Below are 24,958 nucleotides of genomic sequence, written 5' to 3' on the forward strand. Positions count from 1 at the left end.
AAATGTTAAAAAATATTTCATTTCTTTTAATTGTGCCTTTTACTCTTTTTGGGGAAAATTTAACACAGTTAATTGAATTATCTAAAAACAACAAAATGATTGACTCATCTAAAATAAGTTTAGATAGTACAAAAGACAGTTATGAGAGTGTAAAAAATTCTTATATGCCGAAATTTAATGTTGTAGCAGGCTATAGTAATAATTCATATGAGGCAACAGGTTATCCAGAAAATGCTGTAAGTGTTCAAGGAAGTGTGGATTATATTTTATATGATGGCGGGAAAAAAGGTAACACTTATGATTCTTATGAATCATCTATTAAAAGCGGTAGTGAAAGTTTAGAAAATCTAAAAAATCAAATTGCCATACAAGTTACAAATTATTACTATAACTATTTATCTTATGTAGCTCAAAAAGAAGTTAAATTACAAGAAATTGAACAATTAGAAGCTCAATATTCAAGACTTAAAAAATTTCTTGATGCAGGAACTGTAACAGATGATGAGGTTCAAAAGATTATCTCAAATATTCAAACAGCAAAAGTTGCATTACATGAAATAGAATTAAATATCGAAACGATAAATCATAATTTAGAATATGTAATTGGACAATCAGTTAATATAGAAAGTGGTTCAGAAATTAGTGAATATGATTCAAAAGAAAATAAATTAAGAGCCGATTTAAAAGCTATTGAATATCAATTAGAATCATTAAAATCAACTGCAAAAGCAACAAAAAGTGGAAAATTGCCAAAAATTACATTAAATAATACATACACACATAATGAACTAGAATATAGTAATTCAAGTTATGCTACTGATGATTATAATAAAAATCTTGCTTCTATAAATTTATCTTGGGATATCTTTGATTTTGATACTACAAATAAAGCTTATGAAGCTGCATTTAAAAAATATTTAGCTTTAAAATCTGAATTTGAATATGAAAAAAACAAAGCAAGTGTAGATTTAAAATTAGCTAATAGAGCTTATGAAATTGGAAAACTAAAAATACAATCAGCACAAGCTGGCTTAAATGCGGCAAATAGTGCATACAAAACAATAAAAGCAAAATATGAAGCTGGATTAATTGATAACGTATCATACTTAGCAGCATTAACTGATAAATATAGTGCTCAAAGCGCATTAAAAGTTGCAATTAATGACTTAGAGTTAAAAAAAGCAAATATTATTTATTATAGTGGTGAAAAATTAGAGGAGTTTGTAAAATGAGAAATATAAAAAAATTATTAATAAAAACAGCTTTAATAGCAAGTGCAGTAACAAATATATATGCAGCAGAAGCACCAGCAACTGATGCAAAACCAGCAACTAAAGCAGATGTTTATATCGTACCTGAAGCCACAAATATAGCTATAAATTTAAAATATCCAGCACAAATTAATTCTTTTAAACAAGCAAAAGTTTATTCAAGAATTCTTGGTGTATTAGAGGAAAAATATTTTGAAGAAGGCAAAGTTGTAAATAAAGGTGATGTATTATTTAAGATCGAAGATAATTTATATCAAGCAAAATTAGCAGCTGCAGAAGCTTCAGTTAAAATGAGTGAAGCAACTTTAAATAATGCAACAAGAAGTTGGGAAAGAATTCAAAAATTATATAATACTAACGCAGTAACTACTGAGCAAAGAGATAGTACATTATCAGCTTATCAAAATGCATTAGCTTCATTAGCTATGGCAAAAGCTCAACTTGATCAAGCAAAAATTGATTTAGATTATACAAAAGTAAAAGCTCCTATTTCTGGAATTATAGGACTTAAAACTATTGATTTAGGTAACCTAGTAACTGCAACTCCTCCGATGGAACTTGTAACAATTTCACAAAATGATAAAGTTTATATAGATTTTTCTATGCCTTTAAGTGATTATGAAAATATTAAAAATGGTTTATGGAAAATGCCTGAAAATGGAAAAATTCAAGTTGAAATTAATGTAAATGGAAAAACAAATAAACAAACAGGTTTTGTAGATTTTATTGATGTAAATATTGATCAAAATACATCAACAGTAAAAATGAAAGCTATTGTTGATAATAAAGATTATTCATTAATGCCAGGAAGTTTTGCAAGAGTTACATTAAATGGAATTGAACAAAAAAATGTTATTACAATTCCTCAAAAAGCATTATTACAAAATCCTTTAGGAACAATTGTTTTTGTTGAAAAAGATGGAGTTGCTACAGTAAAACCAGTTATGGTTGGAAATGAAAGTGGTGATAAATTTATAGTAACAGGTGGATCTTTACAAAGTGGTGATAAAGTAATAGTAAATAACTTCTTCAGAATCAAACCAGGTGCTGCTGTTGCTATTGATAAAACAATTAATAAATAAGGAAAATAGATATGTTTTCAAAATTTTTTATTAATAGACCTATTTTTGCAACAGTAGTCTCTGTTATAATCATATTAGCAGGAGTTATTTCTTTAAATATATTACCAATTAAAGAATATCCATCGGTTACACCTCCTCAAATTAATGTTGTAGCAACTTATCCAGGAGCTGATGCAACAACATTATCATCAACTGTTGCAACTACATTAGAAAATGCAATTAATGGTGTTGATAATATGACTTATATGACATCAACAGCTTCTCCTTCTGGAATACTTTCTTTAAGTGTTATTTTTAATGTAGGAACTGATGTTGCACAAGCAAAAGTAGATGTAAATAATAGAGTTCAGTTAGCACTTAGTAGTTTACCTGAAGAAGTACAAAGACAGGGAATTTCTGTAAAAGAAAAATCTCCTGATATGTTAAAAGTTATTGCTTTTACATCTAAAAATGCTGTTCATGATACTACATATATTTCAAATTATTTAACAGTAAATGTTCTTGATGATATTAAAAGAATTAAAGGTATTGGTGATGCTACAGTTTTTGGAGCAAAAGATTATGCAATTAGAATTTGGATTAATCCTGAAAAGCTTGCATTTTATAATTTAACTTCTGAAGATATTACAAGTGTTGTTAATAGTCAAAATAATCAATACTCAACAGGATCAGTAGGTGCTGAACCATTAAATGTTATTCAACCATTTACTTATTCAATTAGTACAGAAGGAAGATTGAAAAATGTAGAAGCATTTGAAAATATTATAGTTCGTTCGAATCAAGATGGATCAACATTAAAATTAAAAGATGTTGCTGAAGTAAAATTAGGTTCAGATTCACTTAATACTATTGGTAAATTTAATAGTGAGCCTATGATTCCAGTTGGTATTTTCTTAGCTCCAGGAGCAAATGCCCTTGAAGTATCAGCAGCACTTGATGCAACTTTAAAAGAAGTATCAAAAAACTTTCCTGAAGATATCGAATATAGAGTTCCATATGATGCAACACTATTTGTACAAGAATCAATTAAAGAGGTTGTAAAAACACTTTTTGAAGCGATTATTTTCGTAATTATTCTTATCTATCTTTTCTTAGGTAATTTTAGAGCAACAATTATTCCAGTTCTTGCTATTCCTGTTTCTGTTATTGGAACATTTGCAGGTCTTTATGCAGCAGGATTTTCTATAAATCTACTTACTCTTTTTGGTATGATTTTGGCAATTGGTTTGGTTGTTGATGATGCAATTATTGTAATTGAAAATGTTGAAAGGGTTTTAAGAACCAAGAAAATTAGTGTTAAAGATGCCACAATTGAAGCTATGAAAGAATTAACAACGCCTCTTATTGCAATTATTCTTGTACTTTCAGCTGTATTTGTTCCCGCTGCTTTAACAGGTGGATTTAGTGGAGTTATGTATAAACAGTTTGCTATTACTATCGTAATTGCTGTTGTTATTTCTGGACTTGTAGCACTTACTTTAACACCTGCTCTTTGTGCTATCTTCTTAAAAGAACATGAAAGTGAAGCAATTTGGCCAATTAGAAAATTTAATCAATTTTTTGACTGGCTTACAACTGTTTTTATTGGGATTACAAGACAAACTATTAGATTATGGTTTTTTTCACTTGCGATATTTGGTATTGTAATCTATTCTACATATGCAATTATGAAAATAACCCCAACAGGTTTAGTTCCAACTGAAGATAAAGGTGTATTAATGGTGTTAACATATATGATGCCATCAACTTCTTTAGGTGAATCATTAAAGGTAACAGATGAAATTAGAAAAGATTTATTAGCGAATCCAAATGTAAAATCAGTTGGAGCAATTACAGGTTTAGATATTGCGACATTTGCTTATAAAACTGATGCTGCATTAATGTTTGCTTTATTAAAACCTTGGGATGAAAGACCACTTGCTGAACAAAATTCTAAAGTAATTGCAGGGAAACTAATGGGTCAATTTATGGCAACAAATAAAGATGCCTTTGTTATTCCTGTTAATCCTCCCCCAATTATGGGTATGAGTACAACAGGTGGATTTGAAATGTGGATTCAAGATAGAACAGGTGGAGATATTCAAGCTTTAAGTGCATACACACAAGAAATCGTTGCAAAAGCGGCACAAGATAAAAGATTAATGGCTGTTAGAACAACATTAAATGCTAATGTTCCTAAATATATGCTAACAGTTAATAAAGAAAAAGCAAAATCAATGAGTGTTGATATAAGCTCTGTTTATGCAGTAATTCAAAATAGTTTTGGAAAAGGTTATATAAATGATTTTAATCTTTATGGTAGAACTTTCCATGTAAATATTCAATCTGAATCTGAATTTAGATCTACAAAAGATAATTTCAAAAATATCTTTGTAAAATCTGATTTAGGAAATTTAGTTCCTGTTAGTGAATTAGTAAGTGTTAAAAGAGATGTTGGAGCAAGTGTTATTCAAAGATTTAATATGTTTAATTCTGCTCAAATTACAGGAACTCCAGGTGCTGGATTTGCTTCAAGTGATGCAACAACGGCAATTGAAGAAATTGCAAAATCTGTATTACCAGAAGGTTATACAATAGCTTGGTCAGGAACAACATATCAAGAGAAAAAATTATCTTCTGAAGGTAATTATACAGCAGTTTATGCAGCTATATTTGTATTTTTAATTCTTGCTGCTCTTTATGAGAGTTGGAGTATTCCTTTATCTGTTATTATCTCAATTCCTTTTGGAATTTTTGGGGCAGCATTATCAGTTTATCTAAGAGGTCTAGAAGCTGATATATATTTCCAAGTTGGGCTTATTACCCTTGTTGGATTAAGTGCTAAAAATGCAATTTTAATTGTAGAGTTTGCAATGGATAAATTAAGAGATGGAATGCCACTTCTTGAAGCTACTATTGAAGCAGCAAAATTAAGATTTAGACCTATTATTATGACTTCATTAGCATTTATTGCAGGTACTTTACCACTTGCATTAAGTAGTGGAGCTGGAAGCGCAAGTAGACATATCATTGGTACTACAGTTGTTGGTGGTATGGCAGCTGCTATGATTATTGGAGTTTTATTTATTCCATTATTCTTTTATGGTGTAATGAGAATAAAACAAAAATTTTCTTCAAAAAAAGAGATTTAATAAAATAAGTCTTCTCTAAAACGATTGAAAAGATACTAGTTTTCTAGTATCTTATTCAATAATATTTTTTAATCTTTATACTGCATCAGAAAAGATATTTTTATGATATAGTACAAAATGAAATTTACAGTAGATTACAAATTTATCTTTATAATACTTTTATCTTTATTCTTTTTAGGGTTTAACTCTATTTTTGGAAAACTAGCTTTAGGCAATAATCATATTGATGCATTTTCTTTTACCTTTTTTAGACTATTTTTTGGTGCACTTACACTTGTATTAATTTATACTTATAAAACAAAAAATATATCAGTAAATCTAAAAACAAACTGGCTTAGTTCTTTTATGCTTTTTTTATATGCAATAAGTTTTTCATACTCTTTTTTAAATATGGAAGCAGGGCTGGGAACTCTTCTTTTATTTGCTGTAGTGCAGATTGTTATGGTTGTTTTTTCACTTTTTCATAAGGAAAAAATTAATATACAAAAAGTGCTAGGAATGTTTATTGCCTTATTTGGTTTAATTTATCTTTTATATCCAGCTGAATCATTTGAATTATCTTTATATCATGCTTTTCTGATGATACTTGCAGGAATAGCTTGGGCTATTTATACAGTTCTTGGGAAAAAATCGACAAGCTCTTTATATAATACAATGGATAATTTTAGAAAGGCAGTAGTTTTTGTTGTAATATTTTATATTTTATTTTCTCCCCAAAATACTTTTTTTGATGAAAAAGGTTTACTTTTAGCTTTTATATCAGGAAGCTTAACTTCAGCTATTGGTTATGTTTTATGGTATGAAGCTTTACCTAAAATGCAGTTTATTACAGCTGGAATTATTCAGTTATTTATACCACTTATTGCTATTTTTATAAGTGTTATATTTTTAGATGAGATTTTAACAAGTACTCTTTTGATATCAACAGTACTTATATTTTTAGGTATTATTCTTACGATTTTTTCAAGAAAAGTAGCTTGAAATCCTACTTATTTCATATTATCAATTCCCTTAAAGCTATCATGCCATTTTAGTTGTGATGGTGTTGCTGGGGAGCTTTTTTCTTGAGGTGATAATGATATATTAAAACCTTTTCTTTCTGAAAAAAAGATATATACTATTGCTAGAATTGCAATAATAGAAATCATTAAAAAATATATTAAGACTTTTGATTTTGATTCTTCATTATTTTTCATTTGTTAAACTTTTTGTTGTTAGTAAAATGATCTTACCACAACTTATTTTCATATTTGGTATATCATAAATGATACACTTTAAAATATGAAAATAAGATAAATTCTACATGGAAACTAATTAGTGTTTTACTTTAATTTTATTAGTATTAATAGTTTCAATAAATTTCATAATATTAGCTATTTTCTCTTCTTCTTTTTTCATATTATCTTCACTATGAAGTTTGAATATATCCATTTTTTTATCTAAATAACTAGTATTAAAAGTTCCTGCTATAAAATCAGAATCTCTTACTATTTCTCTGTGAAGTGGAATATTTGTAGGAAAACCTTCTATATAAAACTCATCTAATGCTCTTTTTGCTTTTTTAACAGCACCTTCCCATGTTAAAGACCAAACAATTAATTTTCCAATCATAGAGTCATAATTTGCAGGTACTTTATATCCTGAATAAATACTTGTATCTATTCTAACTCCTGGACCTCCTGGAGTTAAGTATTTGCTAACGGTTCCTGTTCCTGGCATAAAGTTTTTTTGTGGATTTTCAGCGTTTATTCTAAACTCTATTGCATAACCTCTAAATTGTACTTCTTCTTGTAAGAATTGAAGTTTATCGCCTTCTGCTATTTCAATCATTCTTTGAATAATATCAACACCTGTTATAGTTTCAGTTACAGGATGTTCAACTTGAACTCTTGTATTCATCTCAATAAAATAGATATTGTTTTGCTCATCAACTAAGAACTCAACAGTTCCAACACTTTCATATCCTAATTTGAACATAGCTTTAGTTGCAATTCTGTAAAGCTCTTTTCTTGTTTCATGGTTAAGTCTTGGACTTGGTGCTATTTCAATAACTTTTTGATGTCTTCTTTGAATTGAACAATCTCTTTCCCCTAAGTGAAGAACATTTCCATATTTATCAGCGATTACTTGAATCTCTATATGTCTTGGATTTTCAACATATTTTTCAATAAAAACTTCATCTCTTCCAAAATATTTCATAGATTCATTTGTAGCACTTTCATACATATCTTTGAAATCTTTTTCAAGTTTTACAATTCTCATTCCTCTTCCTCCACCACCAAATGCAGCTTTGATGATAACAGGGAAACCAATCTCTCTAGCGATTTTTTCACCTTCTTTGATATTAGCAACAGGTTCATCTGTTCCTTCAAGAACTGGAACTCCAACTTTTTTCATAGCTACTTTAGAAGCCATTTTGTCACCAAATAACTCTATGTGCTCAGGTTTTGGTCCAATAAAAATAATTCCATTGTCACCACAAGCTTGTGCAAAATCAGCATTTTCACTTAAAAATCCATAACCTGGGTGAATAGCATCACAACCAGCTTTTTTTGCGATTGAAATAATCACGCTATAATCTAAATAGGCTTTGATAGGATCACCCATGATTGGATAACACTCATCAGCTTTTCTAACCCAAATACCCTCAACATCAACTTCAGAGAAAATAGCAACACTATTTATCTCAAGTTCTTTACATGCTCTTATGATTCTAAGAGCGATTTCTCCACGATTTGCAATAAGTACTTTTGTAATCTTTTTCATTTATGTGCCTTTTAGATTTAATAAAAATATTCAGAATTGTAGACTTTTTTATAAATTAAATCTTCTTTTTTATTGCTATATAAATAGTTTATTAGTGCTAAATAAATTATTTATTATTGCTATTATTTGTGTTGAAAGTAATTAGTAAAAATTATTAATTATTAAGAAAAGAAATATAGGTAGAATATAGCTACATAAAATCTTTTGTATTTTTTATTAGCTTTATTTTTATTTAGGATATATAAGTTAGAAAATGACAGTTTTTTTATATCTAAAAACTATGGCTTAAAAAGCCATAGCTGCACCACTTGCTCCCATTACTTCCCTTGCATCTTCACTCATCATTGATGGATCCCATGGTGGGCTAAAAACTAGTTTAACAAAAGCTTCATCTATTTCATCAACAGCTAGTGCTACATATTTCACTTGTTCTAATAAGCTTTCTGCAACAGGGCATGTTGGGCTTGTAAGAGTCATTGTTATTGTGCAATATAAGTAGTTGCTATTTATATCAAACTCTACATTGTAAATCAATCCTAAGTCATAAATATTTGTTGGTATTTCTGGATCGAATACTTTTTTTAAATTTTCTATTAATTTTTCTTCTATATTTTTTAAATCAAAAGTTGGTTGCATTTTTTATCCTTTATGCGTTTTGTGCATACTCTTTTATTTTTTTCATCATCCCAATTACTCCACTTTGTCTATTTGGAGTAATAACTTCACTTAGTTTTAGTTCATGAACTATATCCATATCAATTTCTTTTAACTCTTCAATAGTACTATCAGAGAATATTTGTAAAATCATATAAACTAAACCTTTTACTATTATTGCATCGCTTGTTCCATGAAAAAACATTTTCCCATCTTTTACTTCATGTGTTAACCAAACTTGTGATGTACAGCCATGAACTATGTTTTCTGAGATTTTATCTTTTTCATCAAATTCTTCTAGTTTTTTACCTAAATCTATAATATATTCATATTTTTGTAATTCATCTTCAAAAAATTCTAAATCTTCTTTTATGTTATTTACTCTTTTTTCTATAATATTCAATTCTAATCCTTTAACATACTTAGAGCTTTTTTTAGTGCAAGTATTAACGCATCTACATCTTTAAAGTTATTATAAAATGCTGTTGATACTCTTATTGTTCCTTTTACACCTAGTTTTTTCATTATAGGTTGAGCGCAATGATGTCCTACTCTTAGAGCTATTTTCATTTTGTCAACTAAGATACCAATATCATCGTGAACTATTCCTTCAAAGTTAAAACTTCTACTTCCAATACTATCACTAATATCGTTGTAAAATATAATATTAGGAAGTTTTGATAACTCTTGATCTAAGTATTTATAAACACTTGTTTCAATTGCTTCAATATTTTCATATCCAACTTTATCAAGATATTCTAATGCTTTTCCAAATCCAATTACTCCTGCTATATTTTGAGTTCCTGCTTCAAATTTAAATGGAGAATCAAGTAATGTTGAGCTATTAAAATCAACTTCATGTATAGTTGCTCCTCCTGTTTGATAAGGTTTTAATTCTTTTAAGTGTTTTTCTTTTACCCAAATAGCTCCAACGCCTGTTGGTGCAAATGTTTTATGTCCTGAAATAGCAAAAAAATCACAATTAAAATACTGCATATCAACTTTTAAGTGAGCTAAACTTTGAGCTCCGTCTATTAATACAACAGCACCATAGGAGTGAGCTAGTTTTGTAATAGCTTCTATATCATGAATTTTTCCAAAGGCATTTGAAATATGTGTAATACTTACAAATGAATGTGGATTTGCTTTTAATAAAGCTTCAAAATGCTCCATATCAAAATCTAAATTATCATTACAATTTACAACTTCAAGACCATTTCCTAAACTTCGTCCTTGCATATGCCAAGGCACGATATTTGAATGATGTTCAAGTGAAGAGATAATTACAGTTTTAAAATGTGCGGCAAATGAACTTGCAATGAAATTTATAGATTCAGTTACACCTTTTGTGAAAATTATCTCCTCTTTTTTTGAGGCATTTATAAACTCTTTTAATAAAACTCTTGTTTTCTCAAACTCTTGTGTTGCTTTATTTGCATGACCAAAATTACTTCTGTGAGTGTTTGAACAATATTGAGTATAATATTCAACTTGAGAATCAATCACTGTTTTTGGTTTTTGAGTTGTTGCTCCATTATCCAAATAAACTATTTGTGAGTTTTGAAAATATGGAAAATCTTTTTTAAACATATTTACTTCTTTCATAGTTTTCTATAAATTCTTTGATAATTTCATCTTTTATATTATTTGCTATTTTTTCTTCAAATGCTTTTAATAATATATCATAAGCTAAATCTTTTGGAATTCCTCTAGCTTGAAGATATAAAAGTTGTTCTTTATCTAAAGTTCCTGTTGTTGCTCCATGACTTGCTTCTAATTCATCTATATAAATTTCAAGATGAGGTTGAGCAAAAATCACAGCATCATCACTTAATAAAATAGTATTTGTATTTTGAAAAGCTTTTGTACCCAAGGCTGTTTCATTTACAAGTGATTTTGCTTTAAATACAGCTTTTGAACTATCTTTTAAACTATGTTTATAGTTTATGTCACTAATTGAATTTTGTGCATTATGAATAGTTCTTATTAAATTTGAACAGGTTGTATCATCTTTTAATTTTACCAAACCATTTAAATTATAAGTTATGTTTTCACTATTAATATTGTTGATAAAATTGTTTAAAATAAAACCATTTCCATACTCAAAATTTGTAAAATCAAGAGTTGAACTCTCTTTTTGTTCAATATAAGAGTTAAAAATAAATGAATTTGATACATCAAAATCTTGAATTTTTACATACTCTAAAGATGAATTTTGCCCTAATTCAAAACTTCTATTTACACTATATGCACTATTTTTTGAAGAGCTAACAAACACTTCAACTACTTGAGCTTTTATATCTTTTGCAACTTCTATTTTCAAAGAGTTAGTAAAAAATGTTTCATCCTCTTTTATTTTATGGATTAAAAAAATAGGCTCGGCAATATTTTTATTTATAGTGATAATCTTTTGAGTTTTATCAATACTTTTTGTAATATTAAATAAAACACTTTCATAAGATTTTTCATCATCTACTGTTTTTAATCCCATAATATCAAATTCATAGGTTTGAACATTTTTAAAATTATATGAAAACAGAGGTTCTAAATTTATCTTTAAAAACTCTTCATCTTTTTTATTAGGTAGTGTTAAACCTTTTATCTCATTTATTAACATCACTTATTCCTATTGCTTCATAACCTTTTTCATCTAATTCTAAGGCTAAGCTATAATCACCTGTTTTTGCAATTTTTCCATCATTTAAAATATGTACAAAATCAGGTTTAATTAACTCTAAAAGTCTATCATAGTGAGTAATCATTAAAATTGATCTTTTACCATCTAACATAGAGTTTATAACATTTGCAACAGTTTTAATAGCATCAACATCAAGTCCTGAATCTATTTCATCTAATAAAATTAAATCAGGTTGTAGCATTAAAAGTTGAATTAACTCATTTCTTTTTTTCTCACCACCACTAAAACCATCATTTAAATCTCTTTGTAGAAGTTTTCTATCAATATTGAATTTTGCTGTTTCTTCTTTTACTTGTTTTAAAAACTCCATTGCATCTATTTCTTCAAGACCTGCATATTTTCTTTTTTCATTCATTGCAGTTTTTAGAAAATAGCTATTATTTACTCCTGGAACTTCAATAGGAGATTGGAAACTCATAAAAATACCTTCATTTGCACGTTCAGCTACATCTAAATCAAGAAGATTTTTCTTTTTGTAAGTGATTACTCCATTTGTTACAACACAGTCATAGTGTGCACTTAATGTTTTTACTAATGTAGATTTTCCAGCTCCATTTGTTCCCATTAAAGCGTGAATTTCACCCTCTTTAATCTCTAAATTTAAACCTTTTAAAATCTTATTTTCATTTATGCTTACTTCTAAATTTTCTATTTTTAATACTGTATTTTTCATAATTAACCCACACTTCCTTCTAATGATATACTTAATAACTCTTTTGCTTCTGCTGCAAACTCCATTGGTAACTCTTTTAAAACCTCTTTACAAAAACCATTTACAATCATGGCAATTGCATTTTCTTCACTAATTCCTCTTTGAGATATATAAAATAACTGCTCTTCAGAGATTTTTGAAGTTGTTGCTTCATGCTCGATATTTGCTGAACTATTTCTTATTTCATGATAAGGATAAGTATGTGCATGACACTTATTACCAATTAAAAGTGAATCGCACTCTGAAATATTTCTGGCATTTTGAGCATTTTTCCCAACTCTTACAAGTCCTCTATATGCATTTACTCCATGCATTGCAGAGATTCCTTTTGAAATAATAGTTGATTTAGTATTTTTTCCTAAATGCACCATTTTTGTTCCTGTGTCTGCTTGTTGAGACTTTGAAGCAATGGCAACTGAGTAAAACTCTCCAACGCTATTATCACCTGCTAGTACACATGAAGGATATTTCCAAGTAATTGCAGATCCAGTTTCAACTTGAGTCCAAGATATTTTTGAATTATCACCTTTACATAAACCTCTTTTTGTAACGAAGTTTAAAATTCCACCTTTTCCTTTATCATCTCCTGGAAACCAGTTTTGAATAGTTGAATATTTTATTTGCGCATTTTTTAATGTAACTAATTCAACAACTGCTGCGTGAAGTTGTCGCTCATCTCTTGTTGGAGCTGAACAACCTTCATTATAAGATACATAAGAGTTCTCATCACAGATGATTAAAGTTCTTTCAAATTGTCCAGTATCTAGGGCATTTATTCTAAAGTATGTTGATAATTCCATTGGACAGCGTGTGTTTGGTGGAATATATACAAAACTTCCATCTGTAAATACAGCAGAATTTAAACAGGCAAAATAGTTATCAACTACAGGAACAACTGATGCTAAATACTCTTTTACAAGTTCAGGATATTTATGTGCAGCTTCGCTAATTGAACAAAATATGATTCCTAATTTTTCAAGTTCATCTTGATATGTTGTTTTTACTGAAACTGAATCAAATACAGCATCAACTGCAACTGTTTTAACACCTGCTAATTGTTTTTGTTCTTCAAGCGGAATACCTAGTTTTTCATAAGTTTTTAATATTTCTGGATCCACTTCATCTAAAGAATCTAAGGCTTTTTTAGGTGCTGAATAGTATGCAATATCTTGATAATCAATTTTTGGATATTTTAAATGTGCCCAAGATGGCTCTTCCATTTTTAGCCATTTAGCATAGGCTTTAAGTCTAAAATCTAATAGCCACGAAGGTTCATCTTTTTTTGCAGATATTGCTCTTATTACATCTTCATTTAAACCTTTTGCAAAAGTATCACTTTGTACTAAAGTCTCAAATCCAAGTTTGTACTCTTTGTTTATTACGTCATGTATTTGTTTGTTTTCGCTCATGACTTCTCCAATATTTTATTTGAATTTTTAAATAGGATAATATTAGTCCTATTTGAAATATAGCACCACAATTATTAATAAATACTTAAATAGGATAAAATATATCCTATTTAAAAAAGATTTATCTTTTATTAATTATTTTATCTTGTTTTCTAAATTCTTAGTATAGTACGAAATTGGATAAGTTAAGATTAAATATCCAATAGCAAGAGGAATATAACTCTCAAGTGTAGAGTAAGTGATAGCATCAACTTCTTGGGCATTCATTGTGAATTCACTAATAGCGATTATTGATAGTAATGATGAGTCTTTTATAATTGATGCAAATTGACCTGTAAGTGCAGGAAGCATTCTTTTAAAAGCTTGTGGAAAAATTATATAACGATACATTTGATAGTTTGTCATTCCCAAACTCCAAGATGTTTCGAACTGTTCTTTTTCAATAGATTGAATTGCTGCTCTTATTATTTCACAAACATAAGCCCCTGAAAAGATAGCTAAAATTACTGTTCCTACTATATATCTATTTTCAAAACCCATATTATTTGCAAATACATAAAAGAAAATAAGTATTTGTACGAGTAAAGGTGTTCCTCTTATGATTTCTATATAAAATCTAGCAAAAAATCTTAATATAATTAATTTTGAATTTTGAGCATAAGCAAAAAATAAACCAATAATAAAACTTAAAATTAGTGCAAAAAAAGATATGACAATTGTCATAAAAAAACCATTTATAAATTTTTGTTTATATTCGTATACATGAGCCCAATTAAAATTGTAAGTTATACTTGAAAACATAAAATAAATAGATGATGAGATTAAAATAGAGATTAATAGAAAATTAAAAAAATAAACCCTTTTTGATAGAGGGTTTATTCTTTTGAAATCTAATTCTTGAATGAAGTATTTTTTTAAATTAAATATAATTTTATCCTAAAAGAAAAATGGAATTTTTAATTCATCAAAAGTAGCTTTTGCATCTTTTAAATGAGTTGAAGCAAATGTTGCAAATGTACCATCTGCTTTTGCTTTTGTTATAAATTCATTTACTTTATCTTTTAATGGATCATTTTGTCTAAGTGCAACTCCCCAATATTCAAAATCTTTTTGAAATGGTTTAAGTAAGGCAACTGTTGTATCTTTATGTTGTGCATAGTTTTTATAAATTGTTAATTGATCATATAAAAAACCATCAGCTTTTCCTTGAACTACTTCTAAAACACAAGCATTTTCTTTATCAAAAACTAAAATTTCTGCATTTTTCAGATTTTCAGTAGCATATATATGTCCAGTTGAACCTTTTTTAACAGCAATTTTTTTCCCTGCTACATTTAAATCATCAATTGAATTTACATTTGATTCTTTATTTGCAAGAATTGCTAAAGCTGTTTGTGCATAAGGAATTGAAAAATCAATAGATTTTTTTCTTTCATCTGTAATTGTCATTGAAGAGATAATTAAATCAATTTTTCCAGTTTTAAGAGATGGAATTAATCCACTCCATGCAGTATTTTCAATAACAACTTCTCTTCCTAAGTATTCACCTAACTTTTTAGCAAAATCTACAGAAACTCCTTGTGGATTTCCATCTTTATCGCTCATTTCAAATGGAGGATAAGCTAATTCCATTCCAACTTTTAATACTTGTTTTTCTTCTTTCTTTTCACTTTTTACTTGTGATTTATTGTCACAGGCAACAAAGAACAATGATAAAAAAGTAAGTGTTATAATTGAAATAATTTTTTTCATTTTAAACCTTCTATAAATATTTTTATTATTATCTCATTCTAAACTTAACAAAACTTTATTTATAACTCTTTTTATTTATTTTAATTTCAATATAATGATTCGCGAATTTAATAAAAATAATCTAATATAGGAATCTTTAGAAATTTTTGTTACTTATTTAAACTAATAAATTTAAAATAAAAACAATTAAGACAATTCTTATCCTATTTAGAATAGAATACAAGAAAAATTTTAGCAAGAACAATCAAATTTATTTTTGGAATAGTTTTTGCATATAAAATTAAAAAATATAGGAAATTATAATGGAAGTTTATTTAGATAATAATGCAACAACGATAGTTGACCCAAAAGTATATGAAGAAATGAAACCATTTTTTTGTGACATATACGGAAACCCAAATTCATTACATAAATTTGGAGCAGGAACTCATCCTAAGATGGTAGAAGCTTTAAATTTTTTATATGAGGGAATCAATGCAGCTGACGAAGATGATATTATCATCATGTCAAATGCTACAGAAAGTATTAATACAGTTATAAAAGGTATTTGGATAGACAAAATTTTAAATGGTAATAAAAATCATATTATTACTTCAGAAGTTGAGCATCCAGCAGTTACTGCTACATGTAAATTCTTAGAATCTCAAGGTGTTTCAGTTACTTATCTTCCTGTAAATGAAGATGGTGTTTTAGAAGCTAGCTCAGTAAAAGATTATATAAGAGAAGATACAGCACTTGTATCAATTATGTGGGCAAATAATGAAACAGGAAAAATTTTTCCAATAAAAGAGATTGGAACTATCTGTAAAGAAGCTGGAATCGCTTTTCATACAGATGCAACACAAGCAATTGGAAAAGTTCCTGTTGATGTTCAAGATTTTAATGTAGATTATTTATCTTTTTCAGCACATAAATTCCATGGACCAAAAGGTGTTGGTGGTTTATATGTTAGAAAAGGTTATGACTTAACTCCATTATTACATGGTGGTGAGCAAATGGGTGGACATAGAGCTGGAACTGTTGATGTTGCATCTATGGTTGGAATGGGTTGGGCTATGAAGCTTGCAACTTCAACTATGGCTTTAGCTTATGAAAAAAATCATGTTTCTAAATTAAGAGATAAATTAGAAGCAGCAATTTTAGAATTACCAGAAACTGTTGTAATTGGTGGAACTGCAAATAGAACTCCAAATACAACGCTGATTTCTTTTAGAGGAGTTGAAGGTGAATCTATGTTATGGGATTTAAATCAAAATGGAATAGGTGCTTCAACAGGAAGTGCATGTGCAAGTGAAGATTTAGAAGCTAATCCTGTTATGAATGCATTTGGAAGTGATAGTGAGTTAGCTCACACAGGTGTTAGATTTTCATTAAGTAGATTTAATACGGAAGAGCAAATTGATTACGCAATTACTGTTATAAAAAATGCGGTTACTAGATTAAGAGGGATTTCAAGCTCATATGCTTATGCACCTTCATGTCATAAATCTGGTTTATAATAAAAAATAAAGAATAATTTAAAAGGAAAATTTCATGGCAAAAAATAGTTTAATTAGTGGATCTATTTGGGATGAATACTCAAATCAAGTAGTAAATAGAATGAATAACCCATCTCACCAAGGTGAAATTACAGAAGAAAGAGCAGCAGCACTTGGAGCAAAACTAATCGTTGCTGATTTTGGAGCTGAATCATGTGGTGATGCTGTAAGATTATATTGGGCAGTTAATGAAGCTGATGATAAAATTTTAGAGTCAAAATTCAAATCTTTTGGTTGTGGTACTGCTATTGCATCTTCAGATGTTATGGCTGAACTTTGTATTGGTAAAACAGTTGATGAAGCTGTAAAAATTACAAATATTGATGTTGAAAAAGCATTAAGAGATAATCCAGATACACCAGCTGTTCCACCACAAAAAATGCACTGTTCAGTTATGGCTTATGATGTTATTAAAAAAGCAGCAGCTGAATACAAAGGTGTTGATATGGAATCTTTTGAAACTGAAGTTATTGTATGTGAGTGTGCAAGGGTTTCATTAGGAACAATTAGAGAAGTTATTAGAATCAATGATTTAACTACTGTTGAGCAAATTACAGATTATACAAAAGCAGGTGCTTTTTGTAAATCATGTATTAAGCCAGGAGGGCATGAAGAAAAAGAATATTATCTAGTAGATATCCTAAAAGATGTAAGAGCTGAAATGGCTGAAGAAAAAATGAAAACAGCAGCAGATGCAAGTGCTAGTGGAACATTATCATTTGATAAAATGACATTAGTTCAAAGAATTAAAGCAATTGATTCTGTATTAGATTCTGATATTAGACCAATGCTAGTAATGGATGGTGGAAATATGGAAATTATTGATATTAAAGAGAATTTACCTCATTATGATTTATATATCAGATATTTAGGTTCATGTTCAGGATGTTCGTCAGGATCTACTGGAACTTTATATGCAATCGAATCTGTATTACAACAAAAAATTGATGAAAACTTGAGAGTTTTACCAATCTAATTAATACAACAAATAAATATCTACAATTACAAAAAAGGCTTGTGCAGTTTGCATGAGCCTTTTTTATAGCTTATAAATAATTATACAAGCAATAAAAGATAAAAATAATGCAGAGATTTTTTCTATCAAATCAATATATTTATTAAAAACTTTTTTTATCTTTTCTAAACTAATAATATAAACAATAAAAATATCCCAAATCAATACAGCAAAAAACATCCATAATGCATAAATAATTTGAATAGAAAAAGGTGTAGATTTTTCAATAGTAATTGAAAACATAGTAAAATAAAAGATAAAATTTTTAGGATTTAATACAGCACTAATAAAACCCTTTATAAAACTATCAAATAAATTATTAGCATTTTCATATTTTATATGTTTATTAAATAAATCTCTTTTTTTTGATTGAATTAGATAATAAGATATAAAAAATAGATATAAAGATCCTAAAATTTTTAGAGAATTAAATACATAAATATTCTCTTTTATAATTGTAATTCCAAATAGTGCTAATAGTATATAAATTAAATTAGCAATAGAGATACCAAAAGCACTCATAAATCCAGCTTTTCTACCATATTTTAATGTTGAGTTAATGATAATAAAAAAATCAACACCAGGGCTTATAAGTGCCATAAAATGTGCAAAAACTAAAATTAGAAAATCTTGTAAATATATTTGTAATTCCATAAATCTCCTTTAAAAAAAGATTGTATGAAAATTAAGAAATTAATTATTGTACAAAATTGTCTTGGTATTGTTTGGGAGTAATTGCAAGAATTTTTTTGAAGTTTCTATGAAAATGGCTTTGGTCAAAAAAACCACACTCAAGTGCTGTTTGAGAGATACTTAATCCATTTTTTAATAAATCTTTTGCAAATTCAATTTTTAGATTTATAAAATAGGAATGAGCAGGAATATTTAACTCTTTTTTGAATAATTTAGTTATATAAAATGTTGAAAGATTAAACTCTTTTGATAAATCATATAGACTTATATCTTCTTTGATATTGTAATTTAGATATTCAATAATTTTATTTATAATAGAGTTATCATTAATTTCAATTTTAATTTCTTGATTATATTTCACATATAAAGAAGTGAAAAATTCTATTAAAAGTGTCTCTTTTTCTAAAATTAAACTATTTGAAAAAAGTAATTCACATAGTTTAATAAAATTATTATAAATAGTTTTATTGTTTATTAATTCATTTGAAAAAGGAATAAATCCTTTTATATTTGGAAAAATACTTTGTTGAATACTAAAACACCAATCTTTTGATAAATATAACATATAGAGTCTATTTACAGTTTTACTATTATTGTTACAGCTATGACTTGTATTTGGATTTACAATTGCTAATTGGTTTTTTTGAAGGTTAAAAGTTTTGTTTTTATTTGTATAAATTCTTTTTCCATTTAATATGGCTCCAATTGATAATGTATTATGAATATGCTCTTTATAGCAATTATTAGATTTTGAGTATCTAAGTTCTAGATAGTTTAATTTTTTATCTGTAAAATATAGTGTTTGATTCATTGTCTGTAAGTCTATTAATATCTTCATTAAAAACTTATTATAAAAATTAATATCGCTATAAAGCACACTTTGTTACAATTCAATTCTTTCAAATCTTCATAAAATCGGAAATCAGTGGAAATATCAAAAATCAAAGAACTTTGTCATTCTCAATCACTTTATTATTATGATTATGTAAAAAAATATAGTGAACATAATGGAAAAACTATAGAAAAAGTTCACTCTATCTCTTTTCAAGAAGGAAGTTCTCCACTATTATTTGAAATAAAGCTTGAAAAACCTATCTTTGATTTTGAAAAAACTTATTATAAGAATAATTTTACAAATGAGTATTATTTCAATAAGAGAGATATTTTAATAAAAGAGTATGACGAAAAAAATAGATTGCTTTATATACAAGTATTAAGAGAAGATATAAATCTAAAAGAGTTAAGTCCTGATGACTTTTATGTAGTTACAGATTTACTTTTTTTAATAAATAACTTAATTGAATGGTACGAAAAGAATGGTTTAGAATTAAACTTTTCAAATAAAATTCCAAGTATTTTAAACCCAAAATTTGATATTTGTATTGATACTATTTTAAATGAAAATCAAATTGATGCGGTAAATACTATATTTCAAAATACATATTCATATATTTGGGGACCACCTGGAACTGGAAAAACAAAAGCAGTTTTATCAACTAGTGTTTTAAACTATATATTCAAAGATAAAAAAGTTTTAATAGTTGCACCCACAAATGTAGCTTTAGAGCAGATTCTTTTTGGGGTTTTAGAAAATACTGAAAAACTACAAATTCCAAGGGAAAAGATTCTTAGATTTGGAATTCCTTCAAAAGATTTTTTTGATAGATATCCTGAAATTTGTGAAACAAGAGGTTTAGAAAAAGTTCTTGAAAGTCTAGAAAATGAGATTAAAATTATAAATAGGGTAATAAAATATCGAGATGGAAAACTTATCTCTTCAGATTTAGAAAAGATAAATAATTTATTTTTTATTTTAGAAGAAAATAAAGAGAAGATAAAAAAACAAGAAGAAAGAATAGAGTATTTTCAACCTTTGATAAATATTATAACTCAACCATTAAAAGCCTATCACTTTGTAAATAATTGTAAAATGATAAAAGAAGCTATAAAAAAAAGAGAAGAAAATTTTTGTGTAAATTATGATGAAAAGTTAATAGAAGAAAATAGATTAAAAGAAGTTATAAACATAGATTGTATAAGGGAAAATATCAAAGAATATGAAAGAATAATTGATAATCTAAATGAAGAGAATATTAAGATTTTATCTCAATCAAAAGATTTAATTAAAAGTGAAAAAATTTATAATGAGATATTTAAAGATTTATCAAATGAAAATATCCAAGAGAAAAGAGTCTTACTTAATGACAAGATTTTACAAATAAATTTATGGTGCAAAACAAATCAAGAAAATCTTAAAGAGCTAACAAAAAATTCAACTGATAATCTAATAAATGAAGCCTTAGATGAACATCATAAAAAATTTGATGAAAATAAGTTAAAGAATAGAATTAACGAATTAATAAATGACAGAAACTTTATATTAGAACAAAGTACAAAACAAAGAATAAAATATTCTCAAATTTTAGCCATGACAATTGATGCTTTTATTCAATACACATTAAAAGATAAGATAGATGTTGATCATATTTTTTGTGATGAAGCTGGATATATGTCAAATATAAAAGCTCTAAGTCTTTTTAAAAATAATTGTCCTATTACATTTTTGGGAGATCATAGGCAACTTCCTCCTATTAGTGAAGTAAAAAATGATGATGTTAAAGCTATGAAAAATAGTTTTTTATATTCTCAATCATCTTTATTTTTTGAAAGTATATTTTTAAAAGAAAATGAAGATGAATTGTATAAAGAATTTTTAAATCAAACACTACCTAAGTATGAAAAAACAATTCAAAAAAATCTTAAATTTACCCATAGATTTGGAATTAATCTAGCAAGAGTTTTAAATAAGTTTGTATATAAATTCGGTTTTAAATCTGCATTAAATTATGATACACAACTACTGTTTATAAATAGTAATTCAAATACAAATGAAGCAATCGAGCGTTCAAATTTAGAAGAAGCATTAATAATAAAAGAGTTAGTAAAAAAACTAGAAGGTAAATCTTTTGCTATTTTAACTCCATATAAAAAACAAGTAAAAGTTTTAAAAAATATTTTAGGAAGAAGATATTTTGATAATATTATGACAATTCATAAATCCCAAGGAAGTGAATGGGATAATGTGATTTTTTCAGTTGTTGATGATTCAAATTTTGGAAAAAGAAAAATGTTTTTTACAAATACTTTAAATGATAATTTCAAAAGTCTTAATTTAATAAATACAGTGGTAAGTAGAACGAAAAAAAGATTGATTATAGTTGCAAATGAAGAGTTTTGGGTAGAGCAAAAAGATACTCAATTAATAGGAAATATTATAAATATATCAAAAAAAGTAAGCTTATAAATAAATATCAATAAAAATTTATTATATAATTTATTTAATGACTATTTAAATTAAAAGGATTATCATGTTTACAATATATAATAACGGAAACGTTGGATTTAGAAGTACAGCTGATAATTTATATGAACTTAAAAATGTTGAGGAATTATCATCGACAAGATTAAAGCCAGATGAAGGTTTTATTCAACAATTTAATAATAAAAAAGATCAAGGACAAAAAGAATCAAATGAAAATGCTATTGAACAATATAAAAAAATGGCGAATATTGATACCCTTGAACCCGTATATCAAGTAAAAGATATTATGACAAGAAATTGTATTTATATAGATGCTCAATCAACTATAGAAGAGGCATATAATTCCTTAAAAGACTTAGATATTAACCAAATGCCAGTTGTTTCTTTTTCTAAAAAAATCATAGCAATGATAAATAAAGAACATATTTTATATCTTTTAATGGATGATATAGAAAATAGTAAATATACTTTGAAAAAAAAGCTAAATGATTTGTATTTAGATGAAGTAATTACAGCTGATCCCATTTCAGATATTAGAAGAGTTGCAAAAGTTATGATAGATCTAAAACTAGATGCAATTCCTATTGTAGATGAAAATGATATTCTTCAAGGAATTGTTTCTAAAACAGATATTATTAAAGCTATTTCTAGTATTCCACACATGCAACTTTGGTCATAAGTGAATAAACTAAAAAGATATTCTTTTATACAATTATTATAAAATTTTTATATAATTTTCAGATATAATTTCAAAAAAAATAAAGAGTATATATGGAATTTTTACAAGATATAACCACTACATGGATTATTATATTTATTATTACAGGATTTATAGCAGGTTATGTAGATTCTATTGCTGGTGGCGGAGGAATGATTCAAGTCCCTGTTTTATTATATAGTGGAATTCCACCTGTTTTTGTCCTTGCGACAAATAAAATGGCAGGTCTTTTTGGGGCTTTAATGGCAACTATAAAATATTTTATAAGTAAAAAAATATCAATTAGAGTAGTTAAAATTGCAATAATTCCCTGCTTACTTGCTTCTTATGTGGGAAGCTTACTTGTTATGTTTATACCTGATTATATTATACAATGGGCTATTTTAATAGCAATTCCTATTGCATTAGTTTTTTTACTTAAAAAAAGTTCAAAAATTAAAGAAGAAGATACAAAACTTTCAAATAAAAATATTGTTTTAGCAACTGCTCCTATTGGATTTTATGATGGATTATTAGGGCCTGGAACTGGAACTTACATGACAATATCTATGAAAAAGTTTTTACATTTAGATTATATTATTTCAACTGCATCAACAAAGCCATTAAATTTAGCTACAAACTTAGGTTCTGCAATTGCCTTCGTTTATGCAGGAAAAGTTTTATGGATGATTGCTATTCCTATGGCAATAGCTAATATGGCTGGATCATATATGGGAACTCATTTTGCTATAAAAGGTGGAGAGTCATTTATAAAAAAAGTTTTAATTTTTGTATTAGTATTTATGTTAGTGGCAAATATAGTAAAAATTATATTAAATTAAATTTCTATTTGATCATCAAAAATAATCCTGTCTCTACCTTTACTTTTTGCTTCATATAAAAGTTCATCAGCTCTTTTTTTTGCATCTAAGTATGAATCATAATTATTTCTATATGTAACTCCTGCAGAAAATTTTATATGAATACTTTCTTCTTTATAGATAAAATTAGTTGAGTTTATGGTATTTTTTACTCTTTTAATATAACCTTGAACTTCTTCTTCTTTTTCATAGTTTATTAATGCAATAAATTCTTCACCACCATATCTTGCAATTACATCTTCTGCTCTTGTTAATTTTTTTAAGATACTTGCAAAATTTTTAAGTACAGCATCTCCACAAGTGTGACCATAATTATCATTTATTTTTTTAAAGTGATCTATATCATAAAAAATAATTGCATAGTTATTATTAAATATAGAATAGTTTTTTTCTATTTTATCTATTTCATCATGATATGCACGTCTATTAAATACATTTGTTAAAAAGTCAGTTTGTTTTTCTTCTCTTGCTATTATAAGTTCTTCTTCTAGCTTTTTAATTTGTTCATTTAGTGAATTAAATTGTACTTTATGATCATTAATTATTTTACAATTTAATTTAATAGAATTTTCTATTTTATGAATAGTATCAACAAGTTTTGTTTGAACAACTTTTAATTCTCTTTGAGATGCTTCTGACATATCTAATGTAATTAATTCATTTTTGATTTTTAAAATATCTTCACTTGAATTTTCACTTTCATTTAAAGTTTTATCGAAATATCTACTCATTAATGAAGTTAATTTTATAATATCACTTGTTTTATCTTTAAGTATCTTTCTGTCTGAATCAACTCTTTTGTTTGCAATTTCTTTTAGTGTATTTATTGATTCATCTAAAATTATATTTTTTGGAGTTTCAAGAATTTTTAAAATAAATTCTTTGATTTCATTACTTAAATCAGAATCAGAAAATGGCTTTAAAATTTCTTCAAATATTTCAATTAACTTTTTTAATTCATTTTCATTAACTCTATTTGCAAGAACAACAGCTAAATGGTTAAAAGTTTTTATTTCTAATGTTTCTATTTCATGTAGTGTTAATACTTTTTTTATTTTATTAAATAATTCAAATTCAGCAATTTCAATATTTGCATGCTGTGCTTGATTTTTGAATTCAATAAAATAATTTTCAGGTGTTGTAGGAAGATTTTCTTCTTTTAATTGAAATAATGTATTTTTTGTTAATTCTTTAATTTTTCCCAAGAAATAAAACCTTATAATTCTAATATAAAGTATTATAACACTTATTTTTTAATAACTCAACTTTCGCACATAAAAAAATCATCAATTTCTTATGTATAAAAGCTTTATAAAGCCCATAAATAGACACTTTTT

The 24,958-nt window shown here is 26.8% G+C and carries 22 protein-coding genes; 9 read left to right on the top strand and 13 right to left on the bottom strand.

Going from position 1 to position 24,958, the window contains the following annotated elements:
- Window positions 1–2 precede the first annotated feature (2 nt).
- From ABVS04_RS05070 to ABVS04_RS05085, 4 genes are all read left to right on the top strand, one after another.
- Window positions 3–1,232 (top strand): TolC family protein, encoded by a 1,230-nt coding sequence (locus tag ABVS04_RS05070; protein WP_368029584.1) that lies wholly within the window; start codon window positions 3–5, stop codon window positions 1,230–1,232.
- Entirely contained in the window at window positions 1,229–2,353 is a 1,125-nt protein-coding gene (locus ABVS04_RS05075) for an efflux RND transporter periplasmic adaptor subunit (RefSeq protein WP_368029585.1), read from the top strand. Before ABVS04_RS05070 ends, ABVS04_RS05075 begins: the two co-directional genes overlap by 4 nt.
- Before the next feature lie 11 nt (window positions 2,354–2,364).
- Complete coding sequence (locus ABVS04_RS05080) at window positions 2,365–5,484, top strand: efflux RND transporter permease subunit (RefSeq protein WP_368029586.1); 3,120 nt, start codon at window positions 2,365–2,367, stop codon at window positions 5,482–5,484.
- A 117-nt stretch (window positions 5,485–5,601) separates the two neighbouring features.
- A complete protein-coding gene (locus tag ABVS04_RS05085) occupies window positions 5,602–6,465 on the top strand; it encodes a DMT family transporter (protein WP_368029587.1) in 864 nt (287 codons plus the stop codon).
- Window positions 6,466–6,473: 8 nt separating this feature from the next.
- Here the strand turns inward: ABVS04_RS05085 and ABVS04_RS05090 are convergent, their stop codons facing one another.
- From ABVS04_RS05090 to ABVS04_RS05135, 10 genes are all read right to left on the bottom strand, one after another.
- Window positions 6,474–6,680, bottom strand: a complete 207-nt coding sequence (locus ABVS04_RS05090) for a hypothetical protein (RefSeq protein WP_368029588.1) — start codon at window positions 6,678–6,680, stop codon at window positions 6,474–6,476.
- Between the two features lie 118 nt (window positions 6,681–6,798).
- Entirely contained in the window at window positions 6,799–8,250 is a 1,452-nt protein-coding gene (locus ABVS04_RS05095; RefSeq protein ID WP_368029589.1) for an acetyl/propionyl/methylcrotonyl-CoA carboxylase subunit alpha, read from the bottom strand.
- 285 nt (window positions 8,251–8,535) lie between these two features.
- Window positions 8,536–8,886, bottom strand: a complete 351-nt coding sequence (locus tag ABVS04_RS05100; RefSeq protein WP_368029590.1) for a metal-sulfur cluster assembly factor — start codon at window positions 8,884–8,886, stop codon at window positions 8,536–8,538.
- Window positions 8,887–8,896: 10 nt separating this feature from the next.
- Complete coding sequence (locus ABVS04_RS05105) at window positions 8,897–9,307, bottom strand: SufE family protein (protein ID WP_368029591.1); 411 nt, start codon at window positions 9,305–9,307, stop codon at window positions 8,897–8,899.
- 2 nt (window positions 9,308–9,309) lie between these two features.
- Window positions 9,310–10,509, bottom strand: coding sequence for an aminotransferase class V-fold PLP-dependent enzyme (locus ABVS04_RS05110; protein WP_368029592.1), 1,200 nt, complete (start codon window positions 10,507–10,509; stop codon window positions 9,310–9,312).
- Window positions 10,487–11,521: a SufD family Fe-S cluster assembly protein gene (locus tag ABVS04_RS05115; RefSeq protein WP_368029593.1), complete on the bottom strand. Its 1,035-nt coding sequence runs from the start codon at window positions 11,519–11,521 to the stop codon at window positions 10,487–10,489. The genes ABVS04_RS05110 and ABVS04_RS05115 overlap by 23 nt, the downstream gene beginning before the upstream one ends.
- Window positions 11,508–12,275, bottom strand: a complete 768-nt coding sequence (sufC, locus tag ABVS04_RS05120) for a Fe-S cluster assembly ATPase SufC (protein ID WP_368029594.1) — start codon at window positions 12,273–12,275, stop codon at window positions 11,508–11,510. The genes ABVS04_RS05115 and sufC overlap by 14 nt, the downstream gene beginning before the upstream one ends.
- 2 nt (window positions 12,276–12,277) lie before the next feature.
- Window positions 12,278–13,723, bottom strand: coding sequence for a Fe-S cluster assembly protein SufB (gene sufB, locus ABVS04_RS05125; protein ID WP_368029595.1), 1,446 nt, complete (start codon window positions 13,721–13,723; stop codon window positions 12,278–12,280).
- 135 nt (window positions 13,724–13,858) lie between these two features.
- Window positions 13,859–14,524 carry an amino acid ABC transporter permease gene (locus ABVS04_RS05130; protein ID WP_368029596.1) on the bottom strand — a complete coding sequence of 222 codons (666 nt, stop codon included), beginning with the start codon at window positions 14,522–14,524 and terminating at the stop codon, window positions 13,859–13,861.
- A 135-nt stretch (window positions 14,525–14,659) separates the two neighbouring features.
- Window positions 14,660–15,475 (bottom strand): transporter substrate-binding domain-containing protein, encoded by an 816-nt coding sequence (locus tag ABVS04_RS05135; RefSeq protein ID WP_368029597.1) that lies wholly within the window; start codon window positions 15,473–15,475, stop codon window positions 14,660–14,662.
- 302 nt (window positions 15,476–15,777) lie between these two features.
- On the opposite strand from ABVS04_RS05135, the gene ABVS04_RS05140 reads away from it, so the two are divergent.
- Both ABVS04_RS05140 and ABVS04_RS05145 read left to right on the top strand, forming a co-directional pair.
- Complete coding sequence (locus tag ABVS04_RS05140; protein WP_172125340.1) at window positions 15,778–16,974, top strand: NifS family cysteine desulfurase; 1,197 nt, start codon at window positions 15,778–15,780, stop codon at window positions 16,972–16,974.
- Between the two features lie 34 nt (window positions 16,975–17,008).
- On the top strand, window positions 17,009–17,989 hold the full coding sequence (locus ABVS04_RS05145; RefSeq protein ID WP_368029598.1) for an iron-sulfur cluster assembly scaffold protein: 981 nt from the start codon (window positions 17,009–17,011) through the stop codon (window positions 17,987–17,989).
- Window positions 17,990–18,052: 63 nt separating this feature from the next.
- On the opposite strand, the gene ABVS04_RS05150 is transcribed toward ABVS04_RS05145, so the two are convergent.
- Window positions 18,053–18,682 (bottom strand): LysE family translocator, encoded by a 630-nt coding sequence (locus tag ABVS04_RS05150; RefSeq protein ID WP_368029599.1) that lies wholly within the window; start codon window positions 18,680–18,682, stop codon window positions 18,053–18,055.
- Window positions 18,683–18,725: 43 nt separating this feature from the next.
- Window positions 18,726–19,559 carry an AraC family transcriptional regulator gene (locus ABVS04_RS05155; protein ID WP_368029600.1) on the bottom strand — a complete coding sequence of 278 codons (834 nt, stop codon included), beginning with the start codon at window positions 19,557–19,559 and terminating at the stop codon, window positions 18,726–18,728.
- A gap of 87 nt (window positions 19,560–19,646) precedes the next feature.
- Here ABVS04_RS05155 and ABVS04_RS05160 point away from each other — a divergent pair, with 87 nt between their 5' ends.
- The 3 genes from ABVS04_RS05160 (at window position 19,647) to ABVS04_RS05170 (ending at window position 23,582) form a co-directional block, all read left to right on the top strand.
- Window positions 19,647–22,025: an AAA domain-containing protein gene (locus tag ABVS04_RS05160; protein WP_368029601.1), complete on the top strand. Its 2,379-nt coding sequence runs from the start codon at window positions 19,647–19,649 to the stop codon at window positions 22,023–22,025.
- 64 nt (window positions 22,026–22,089) lie between these two features.
- A complete protein-coding gene (locus ABVS04_RS05165) occupies window positions 22,090–22,722 on the top strand; it encodes an HPP family protein (RefSeq protein WP_368029602.1) in 633 nt (210 codons plus the stop codon).
- Window positions 22,723–22,814: 92 nt separating this feature from the next.
- Complete coding sequence (locus ABVS04_RS05170) at window positions 22,815–23,582, top strand: sulfite exporter TauE/SafE family protein (RefSeq protein WP_368029603.1); 768 nt, start codon at window positions 22,815–22,817, stop codon at window positions 23,580–23,582.
- Here the strand turns inward: ABVS04_RS05170 and ABVS04_RS05175 are convergent.
- Window positions 23,579–24,826, bottom strand: a complete 1,248-nt coding sequence (locus ABVS04_RS05175; protein WP_368029604.1) for a GGDEF domain-containing protein — start codon at window positions 24,824–24,826, stop codon at window positions 23,579–23,581. The two genes, ABVS04_RS05170 and ABVS04_RS05175, sit on opposite strands and share 4 nt — an antisense overlap.
- Window positions 24,827–24,958: the final 132 nt, after the last annotated feature.

This window comes from Arcobacter sp. s6 (genome assembly GCF_040884245.1).
Classification (GTDB): Bacteria; Campylobacterota; Campylobacteria; order Campylobacterales; family Arcobacteraceae; genus Aliarcobacter.